Annotated in this window: 6 protein-coding genes; all 6 read left to right on the top strand. The window is 66.6% G+C overall.

All coding sequences use genetic code 11. The features are described from left to right. The first annotated feature begins 12 nt into the window (after nucleotides 1-12). The 6 genes from lipA (at nucleotide 13) to JNG39_RS19015 (ending at nucleotide 8723) form a co-directional block, all read left to right on the top strand. Nucleotides 13-1011 (top strand): lipoyl synthase, encoded by a 999-nt coding sequence (gene lipA / locus JNG39_RS18990; protein WP_368313537.1) that lies wholly within the window; start codon nucleotides 13-15, stop codon nucleotides 1009-1011. Between the two features lie 31 nt (nucleotides 1012-1042). Beyond that, a complete protein-coding gene (locus JNG39_RS18995; RefSeq protein ID WP_368313538.1) occupies nucleotides 1043-3346 on the top strand; it encodes a carboxy terminal-processing peptidase in 2304 nt (767 codons plus the stop codon). A gap of 209 nt (nucleotides 3347-3555) precedes the next feature. After that, a complete protein-coding gene (locus JNG39_RS19000; protein WP_368313539.1) occupies nucleotides 3556-4395 on the top strand; it encodes a mechanosensitive ion channel family protein in 840 nt (279 codons plus the stop codon). Between the two features lie 301 nt (nucleotides 4396-4696). Then, entirely contained in the window at nucleotides 4697-6391 is a 1695-nt protein-coding gene (aceF, locus tag JNG39_RS19005; protein ID WP_368313540.1) for a dihydrolipoyllysine-residue acetyltransferase, read from the top strand. A 13-nt stretch (nucleotides 6392-6404) separates the two neighbouring features. After that, nucleotides 6405-8198 (top strand): dihydrolipoyl dehydrogenase, encoded by a 1794-nt coding sequence (gene lpdA, locus JNG39_RS19010; RefSeq protein ID WP_368313541.1) that lies wholly within the window; start codon nucleotides 6405-6407, stop codon nucleotides 8196-8198. A 66-nt stretch (nucleotides 8199-8264) separates the two neighbouring features. After that, nucleotides 8265-8723, top strand: a complete 459-nt coding sequence (locus JNG39_RS19015) for a transposase (protein WP_368313542.1) — start codon at nucleotides 8265-8267, stop codon at nucleotides 8721-8723. The last annotated feature ends 158 nt before the right edge of the window (nucleotides 8724-8881 follow it).

Consider the following 8881-nt stretch of genomic DNA (forward strand, 5'->3'; position numbering starts at 1 on the left):
GGCCTGACCACCATGAGCCAGACAGCCACATCCCCCACCCGCAGCATCCCCATCGCCGTTGTCGACAAGCCCGGCGAGAAGATGCTGGGCAACGACAAGATCGGGCTTAACCGCGCGAGCTTCGACACCGCGCAGCCCACGCTGCGCAAGCCCGGCTGGATCCGCGTCCGCCTGCCGCAGGGCAATGCCGTGCAGCAGCTCAAGGCCCGCCTGCGCGAGAACTCGCTGGTCACGGTGTGCGAAGAGGCCTCGTGCCCGAACATCCACGAGTGCTTCTCCAAGGGCACCGCCACCTTCATGATCCTCGGCGAGGTCTGCACCCGCCGCTGCTCGTTCTGCGACGTGGCCCACGGCCGTCCGCTGCCGCCCGATCCGCTCGAGCCGGCGCGCCTGGCCGAGACCATCCGCGACATGCGCCTGAAATACGTGGTGATCACCTCGGTCGACCGCGACGACCTGCGCGACGGCGGTGCCGAGCACTTCGCCTCCTGCATCCGCGCGGTGCGCCACGCCAGCCCGGACATCCGCATCGAGATCCTCACGCCCGACTTCCGCGGCAAAGGCCGCATGGAGCGGGCGCTCGAGGTGCTCAAGGATTTCCCGCCCGACGTCTTCAACCACAACCTCGAAACCGTGCCGCACCTCTACCGCGAAGTGCGTCCGGGCGCCGACTACCAGTGGTCGCTCGACCTGCTCAAGCGGTTCAAGGCGCAGCATCCCGAGGTGCCCACCAAGTCCGGCATCATGCTCGGCCTCGGTGAAACGTACGATCAGGTCATCGAGACCATGCGCGATCTACGCGCCCATGACGTCGACATGATCACCATCGGCCAGTACCTGCAGCCGACGGCGCACCATCACCCGGTGGTCCGCTACTGGACGCCGGACGAATTCGAGGCGCTGCGTGTCGAAGGCGAGGCCATGGGGTTCTCCCATGTCGCGTCCGGCCCGTTGGTGCGATCCTCCTACCATGCCGACCTGATGGCGCACGCCGCCGGCGTCGTCGAATAACCGCAAGACGCACCCCCGAGGCTTTCACTTCATGATCCTTCGCCCCGTGTCGCTCGCACTCCTGCTGGCCCTCGCCATCCCCGGAGTGCACGCCCAGAACGCCACACCGCAGCCGGGCGCGACCGCACCGGCGAAGGACCCCACCCCCCAGCCGAAAGACGCTTCCGAAGCGGCCACGTCGCCCGAGCCGCAGCGCAAGGAATCCACCCTGCCGCTCAAGCCCACCGCGGCCGAGGCCCAGGCCTCGCAGCTGTCGGCGCGCTTCCTCACGCGCTTCCACTACCAGGCGCAGCCGCTCGACGACGCCATGTCGGCCAAGATCTACAAGGCCTACCTCGACTCGCTCGACGGCGAGAAGGTGCTCTTCACGCAGGAAGACCTGGCCAAGTTCGAGCCGCTGAAGACGCAGTTCGACGACGCCATCTGGAACCAGGACCTCACCGGTCCGTTCTCGATGTTCAACTTCTACATCACGCGGTCGGTCGACCGCATGAACTTCGCGCGCGGCCTGCTCAAGAAGGGCTTCGACTTCAGCGGCAACGAGACCTACAACTTCGACCGCAAGAAGGCCTCGCCGCCGAAGAACCAGGCCGAGCTGGACGACATCTGGCGCAAGCGCACGATGAACGACTGGCTGCGCCTCAAGCTCGCCGGCAAGAGCGACGACGACATCCGCAAGACGCTCGACAAGCGCTACGCCAACTACATCACCCGCATCCGCCAGCTCGACGACGAGGACGCCACCCAGGCGTTCATGACGGCGTATTCCAACTCCACCGATCCGCACACCGACTACCTCGGCCCGCGCGCCGCCGACCAGTTCGACATCGCCATGCGCCTGTCGCTCGAGGGCATCGGCGCGGTGCTGCAGGCGCGCGACGACTACACCACGGTGCGCGAACTCGTGCCGGGCGGCCCGGCGAGCAAGTCGGGCAAGATCAAGCCGGGCGATCGCATCGTCGCCGTGGGGCAGGGCGAGACCGGCACCATGGTCGACGTGGTCGGCTGGCGCCAGGACGACGTCATCAAGCTCATCCGCGGCAAGAAAGACACCACCGTTCGCCTCGAACTGCTCCCGGCCGAGGCCGGCGTGGACGGCAAGCACGACATCGTGACCCTGGTGCGCAAGAAGGTCACCATGGAAGAACAGGCCGCCAAGTCGAAGGTCATCGACGTGAAGGACGGCGACGTCACCCGCAAGATCGGCGTGATCGACCTGCCCACGTTCTACCAGGATTTCGGCGCCCGCCGTAACGGCGACGCCAACTTCAAGAGCGCCACGCGCGACGTCAAGAAGCTCCTCACCGAGCTCAAGGCGCAAAAGGTCGACGGCGTCATCATGGACCTGCGCAACAACGGCGGCGGCTCGCTCAACGAAGCCACCGAGCTCACCGGCCTGTTCATCGACACCGGTCCGGTGGTGCAGGTGCGTGACGCGCGCGGCCAGGTCGAGGCGCAGGGCGACGACGAGCCGGGCATGGCCTGGGACGGCCCGATGGCCGTGATGGTCAATCGCGGCTCCGCGTCGGCGTCGGAAATCTTCGCCGCCGCCATCCAGGATTACGGCCGCGGCATCATCATCGGCGAGCCCACCTTCGGCAAGGGCACCGTGCAGAACCTCGTCGACCTCGACAAGTTCGGCAAGGCCACCACGGGCGAAGACGCGAAATACGGCGAATTGAAGATGACCATCGCCGAATTCATCCGCATCAACGGCGACAGCACGCAGCTGCACGGCGTCACGCCCGACGTGCGCTTCCCCGAAAACGGCGATGCGAAGGACTTCGGCGAATCCACCTACGACAACGCGCTGCCGTGGCGCCACATCGATCCGGCCGACTACAAGCCGGTGGCCGATCTCAAGGCGATCTTCGCGCCGCTCAACCAGAAGCACGAGGCGCGCGTCGCCAATTCGCCGGCATGGAAGCTGATGCTCGACGAGCTGGCGCAGTACAAGAAGATGCGCGAGAAGACCGACATTTCGCTCAACCTCGCCACCCGCCAGGCCGAGCGTAAGCAGTTCGACGCCACGCAGGCCGACTTCCGCAACCGTCGCAAGGCCATCTTCGGCGATGCGGGCGACGATGGCGTGGACACCGCCGACGACGGCCTGAACGCCAACGAGCGCAGCATCAAGAGCGACCTCAAGCAGGAGGCCGAGGCCAAGAAGGCCAAGGACACTCCGCTCGACGAGGCCGCGCACATCGTCAGCGACGAGGTGGCCCTCATCAAGGCCGATCCGAAGGTCGCCGCCGAAGTGCTGCCTTATGGCGGCCGCAAGATCGACGGCCCGCAAACGGCGCAGGCCGCCAAGCCCGCCAACAACACGCCTTAAGCTCTGGGTGGGTAGGAGCCGGGTCACCCGCGATCACACGCCGCGTCGCGGCGTGGCATCGCCGCTGAAGCGGCTTCTACCAAGCGGCCAGTGCGGGGCTCGGTAGGAGCCGATTCATCGGCGATGCCCAACCGTGTCGCGACCTGCCACTTCGACTTCACGATGTCGCTGCTAGCCTGCCTCGCGACCCTTCGCTCGCAAGGCCAGCCATGACCGACTTCCTCGACCATCTCGGTATCGACCACGCCACGCGCGTGATCATCTTCACTTATCTGGTGCGCATCGGTATCGCGCTCGTCGCGCTGCTGATCGGCTTCTGGATCGCCGCTCGCGTGGCCAACGTCGGCCGCCGCGCCCTCGACCGCGCGCATGTCGACGCCACGCTTTCCGGCTTCCTGCGCAACGCCATCTACGGCCTGCTCATCGCCTTCGTCATCGTGCAGGTGATGGGCATGGCCGGCATTCCCACGGCCTCGCTCATCGCCGCGCTCGGTGCGGCGGGACTGGCCATCGGCCTGGCGCTGAACAGTTCGCTGTCCAACCTCGCCTGGGGCGTGCTGCTGATCCTCTTCCGCCCGTATCGCATCGGCGACTATGTGCTCATCGGCGGCGTCGAAGGCACGGTGGAAAGCATCAACCTCATGCATACCTACCTCACGACGCCCGACAACCGCGAAGCGGTAGTGCCCAACGCCAAGGTCGGCGGCGACGCCATCATCAACTTCAACCGTCGCGGCACGCGCCGCTTCGAGTTCCGGGTGGGCATCGGCTACGGCGACGATATCGGCAAGGCCATGCAGGTCATCCAGGACCTGTTCGCCGCCGACCCGCGCATCCTCAAGGATCCGGCGCCAGGCGTGTGGACCGACACCCTGGGCGATTCCGCGGTGAACCTCGTGATCCGCGGCTGGGCCACCGTGGCCGACATGTACGGCGCGCAGACGAACCTGCTGCGCCGGATCAAGGAGCGCTTCGCGGAGGAAGGCATCACCATCCCGTTCCCGCAGAGCGAGATCCGGCTGGTGACATCGGACCAGCCGCACGCCTGATCCCCGATACCGCCGCTCCCACCCCTCCTGTAGGACGACTACCTACCGAAGGGGTGGGAGCCGATCGTATCGGCGAATCCCGCGAAGCGCTGTGCTCATGAGTCCCTCGACGGCCGCTCCGAAGGCCCGAAGGCCGCGCCCATCACCGCTCCGCACAACAGAAATCACCCCGAACACCCGTTCGAACGCCGAAAATCGGCCTCCGAGGGATTACAATCGACCGGTTGCGCCGCAGCACGGCGCCCGTCATTCCCCCGCCGGTGGGTTCGTCCGCCCGCCGACGACTGTTCGAGGAGGTTCCATGGCCGACGTCAAAGAAGCCCGCGTGCCCGATATCGGAGGCAAAGCGGTTCCCGTCATCGAAATCATGGTCAAGGTCGGCGATCGCGTCGAGAAAGACCAGAGCCTGGTGACGCTCGAGTCCGACAAGGCCACGATGGAAGTCCCGGCTCCCTTCGCTGGCGTCATCAAGGAACTGAAGGTCAAGGTCGGCGACGAAGTCGACGAAGGCGCGGTCATCGCGCTGGTCGAGGCCGAGGGCGACGCCCCGGCCGCCAAGGCCGAAGCGCCCAGGCAGGACGCCCCGGCCGCCGCCGCGCCGGCTCCCGCTCCGGCGCCGGCGCCAGCCGCCGCCAAGGCCCCGTCCGCCTCGAAGGCTTCCGGTCCGGTGGACGTCAACGTGCCCGACATCGGCGGCAAGCCGGTGCCGATCATCGAGATCATGGTCAAGGTCGGCGACACGGTCGAGAAAGACCAGAGCCTCATGACGCTGGAATCGGACAAGGCCACGATGGACATCCCGGCCCCGGCCGCGGGCGTCATCAAGGAGCTCAAGGTCAAGGTCGGCGACGAAGTGAACGACGGCGACCTCATCGCCGTCCTCGAAGGCGCCGGTGGCGCCGAAGTGGCCGCCGACGCGCAGCCCGCCGCCCGCACCGACAAGCCCGGCGTGGCGGAGGCTCCGGTCCCGGCCCCGGCACCCGCACCGGCCGCCGCTCCGGCCAAGGCCGATAAGCCGGTCGGCGGCGCACCGCGCACGCCGCCGGTATCGTTCGACGCCTCGGCGGTCATGCCCGGCAACGCCCCCTACGCCAGTCCCGCCGTGCGCGCCTTCGCGCGCGAGCTCGGCGTCGACGTGGCCCAGGTCAAGGGTAGCGGCCGTGGCGGTCGCATCCAGCGCGAAGACATCACCGGTTACGTGAAGAACGTGATGACCTCCGGCGCGGCGCCGTCCGCCGGCGGTAGTGTGGCCGCTGGTGGCGGCCTCAACCTGCTGCCGTGGCCCAAGGTCGACTTCTCCAAGTTCGGCGAGATCGAAGAAAAGCCGCTCGGCCGCATCCCGAAGATCTCCGCCGCGAACCTCGCCCGCAACTGGGCGATGATTCCGCACGTCACGCAGTTCGAAGACGCGGACATCACCGAGCTCGAGGCCTTCCGCAAGAAGCTCGGCGAAGAGAACAAGGACCTGAAGGTCACCCCGCTGGTCTTCCAGATCAAGGCGGTGGTCGCGGCGCTGAAGAAATTCCCCACGTTCAACGCCTCGCTCGACGCGGCGGGTGAAACCCTCACGCTCAAGAAGTACTTCAACATCGGCATCGCCGTGGACACGCCCGACGGCCTCGTCGTGCCGGTGATCCGCGACGCCGACAAGAAGGGCCTGCTCGAGCTTGCCGCCGAACTGGGCGAGATCTCCAAGAAGGCGCGCGACAAGAAGCTCACCGCCGCCGACATGTCGGGCGGCTGCTTCTCCATTTCCTCGCTCGGCGGCATCGGCGGCACGGCGTTCACGCCGATCGTCAACGCGCCGGAAGTGGCGATCCTCGGCGTCTCCAAGGCGCAGATGAAGCCGGTGTGGAACGGCAAGGAATTCGCGCCGCGCCTGATGCTGCCGCTGTCGCTGTCGTACGACCACCGCGTCATCGACGGCGCGCTCGCCGCGCGTTTCGCCGTGTACCTGGCCCAGCAGCTCGGCGACATCCGTCGCCTGTTGCTCTGACGGGAGACGAACCATGGCGAACATCGAACTGAAGGTTCCCGACCTCGGCGGCTCGCACGACGTGCCGGTCATCGAGATCCTGGTCAAGGCGGGTGATACGGTCGAGAAAGACCAGAGCCTCATCACTCTCGAATCCGACAAGGCCACGATGGACGTGCCCGCCTCGCAGGGCGGTACCGTCGTCGAAATCAAGGTCAAGGTCGGCGACGAAGTCAACGAAGGCACCGTCATCGCGGTGATCGACGCGGCGGGCGAACAGCCGGCGAAGTCGGTCGGCCAGGCCGCCGTGCAGGAGGCGCCGCCTCCCGCCACGCCGTCGCCCGCGCCGCCGCCGCCGAAGCAGGACGCGCCCCGCGCCGCCGCGCCGCAGGCGGCCGGCGCGTCCGGCCGCAAGGCCGACATCGAGTGCCAGCTCGTGGTGCTGGGCTCGGGTCCGGGCGGTTACACGGCCGCCTTCCGCGGCGCCGACGTCGGCCTCGACACGGTGCTGGTCGAGCGTTACGAAACGCTCGGCGGCGTCTGCCTCAACGTAGGCTGCATTCCGTCGAAGGCACTGCTGCACGCGGCGGCCGTCATCGACGAAGCCGAATCCATGGGTGCGCACGGCATCACCTTCGGCAAGCCGAAGATCGACCTCGACAAGCTGCGCTCCTTCAAGGAGGGCGTGGTCGGCAAGCTCACCGGCGGCCTCGCCCAGATGGCCAAGGCGCGCAAGGTGCGCACCGTCACCGGCGTGGGCAGCTTCATCTCGCCCAACGAGATGGAAGTCACCACGGCCGACGGCGTGAAGCTCATCCGCTTCGAGCACGCCATCATCGCCGCCGGCTCGCAGTCGGTGAAGCTGCCGTCGTTCCCGTGGGACGACGAGCGCGTCATCGATTCCACCGGTGCGCTCGAACTGCCCGACGTGCCCAAGAAGCTGCTCGTCGTGGGCGGCGGCATCATCGGCCTGGAAATGGCCACGGTGTACGCAGGCCTGGGTTCGGAAGTCACCGTGGTCGAGCTGGCCGACCAGCTCATCCCCGGTGCCGACGCCGACCTCATCAAACCACTGCAGTCGCGCATCGCCAAGCGTTACAAGGGCATCCACCTCAAGACCAAGGTGGTCGAAGCCAAGGCCACGAAGAAGGGCATCGAGGTCACGTTCGAAGGCGAGAGCATCCCCGACACCACGGTGTTCGATCGCGTGCTCGTGTCGGTGGGCCGTTCGCCCAATGGCGGCAAGGTCGGTGCGGACAAGGCCGGCGTGGAAGTCACCGAGCGCGGTTTCATCCCCGTCGACCGCCAGATGCGCACCAACGTGAAGCACATCTTCGCCATCGGCGACCTCGTGGGCCAGCCGATGCTGGCGCACAAGGCCACGCACGAGGCCAAGGTGGCGGCCGAAGCCGCTGCCGGCATGAAGAGCTTCTTCGACGCGCGTGTGATCCCGTCGGTGGCCTACACCGATCCGGAAATCGCCTGGGTCGGCGTGACCGAGCGCGAGGCGAAAGAAAAGGGCCTGAAGATCGGCGTGGGCAAGTTCCCGTGGGTGGCGTCGGGTCGCGCCATCGGCATCGACCGCACCGAGGGCTTCACCAAGCTGCTGTTCGACGAAGAAACCCACCGCATCGTCGGCGCGGGCATCGTCGGCCCGCACGCGGGCGACCTCATCTCCGAACTGGCCCTCGCCATCGAGATGGGCGCCGAAGCCGGCGACATCGGCCGTACCGTGCACCCCCACCCCACGCTCGGCGAATCCGTCGGCCTGGCGGCCGAGGTGTACGAGGGGACGATTACGGATTTGTATATTCCGAAGAAGAAGTGATTTGCCTATGGACACGTGGTGGGTCCGCCGACTGCGTGTCCAAATGGCGTGAGGCATGGTGGGGCGATGCGCCCGCCACTCAAGTCTCATCGCCTTCGTATCGCCCGGGTTTCCGAACCCGGGCGTATTTATTTGCTCACTGCGGTCACATGGAACCGGGCCCCGGTTTTCAGGGACATCCATGTTGCCCGGATCGCATGCCGCGTTTGTCACCAACCTAATGCATGGACAAACGCAACCTGCCTTGCATGGGTTTTCATGCCCGATCACTGGCACGGGTTGGTCGAACTCCATGAGGGCGATCTTTCAAGAACCGTCGCCCGGTTCAAGGCGATGGTGTCGAGCGCGATCAAACGAAAAACCGGTCGAAACTATCCTGTATGGCAACGGACGTTTCATGATCGTGCATTGCGCCAGGATGACGATGTCAAAGACGCCGCACGATATATCGTCGCAAATCCTCTTCGGGCAGGCCTGGTCGATCGCGTCGGTGACTATCCTTACTGGAACGCCACCTGGCTCTAGCCCCGGCTCGGTAGGCGCCAATTCATCGGCGATGCCTAACGGTGGCGTGACCCCGCATCGCCGCTGAAGCTGCTCCTACCAAGCGGGGTGCGGCACGGTACAGGCGTTTGCCCTTGCTCGGTAGGAGCCGATTCATCGGCGATCCCTAACGGTGTCGC

Source organism: Luteibacter sp. CQ10, from assembly GCF_040900725.1.
In the GTDB taxonomy this organism is placed as follows: domain Bacteria; phylum Pseudomonadota; class Gammaproteobacteria; order Xanthomonadales; family Rhodanobacteraceae; genus Luteibacter.

Coding starts and splice junctions, on each gene's coding strand:
- lpdA (WP_368313541.1), top strand. CDS start 6,405: ATGGCGAACATCGAACTGAAGGTTCCCGACCTCGGCGGCTCGCACGAC.
- aceF (WP_368313540.1), top strand. CDS start 4,697: ATGGCCGACGTCAAAGAAGCCCGCGTGCCCGATATCGGAGGCAAAGCG.
- lipA (WP_368313537.1), top strand. CDS start 13: ATGAGCCAGACAGCCACATCCCCCACCCGCAGCATCCCCATCGCCGTT.
- JNG39_RS19000 (WP_368313539.1), top strand. CDS start 3,556: ATGACCGACTTCCTCGACCATCTCGGTATCGACCACGCCACGCGCGTG.
- JNG39_RS18995 (WP_368313538.1), top strand. CDS start 1,043: ATGATCCTTCGCCCCGTGTCGCTCGCACTCCTGCTGGCCCTCGCCATC.
- JNG39_RS19015 (WP_368313542.1), top strand. CDS start 8,265: ATGCGCCCGCCACTCAAGTCTCATCGCCTTCGTATCGCCCGGGTTTCC.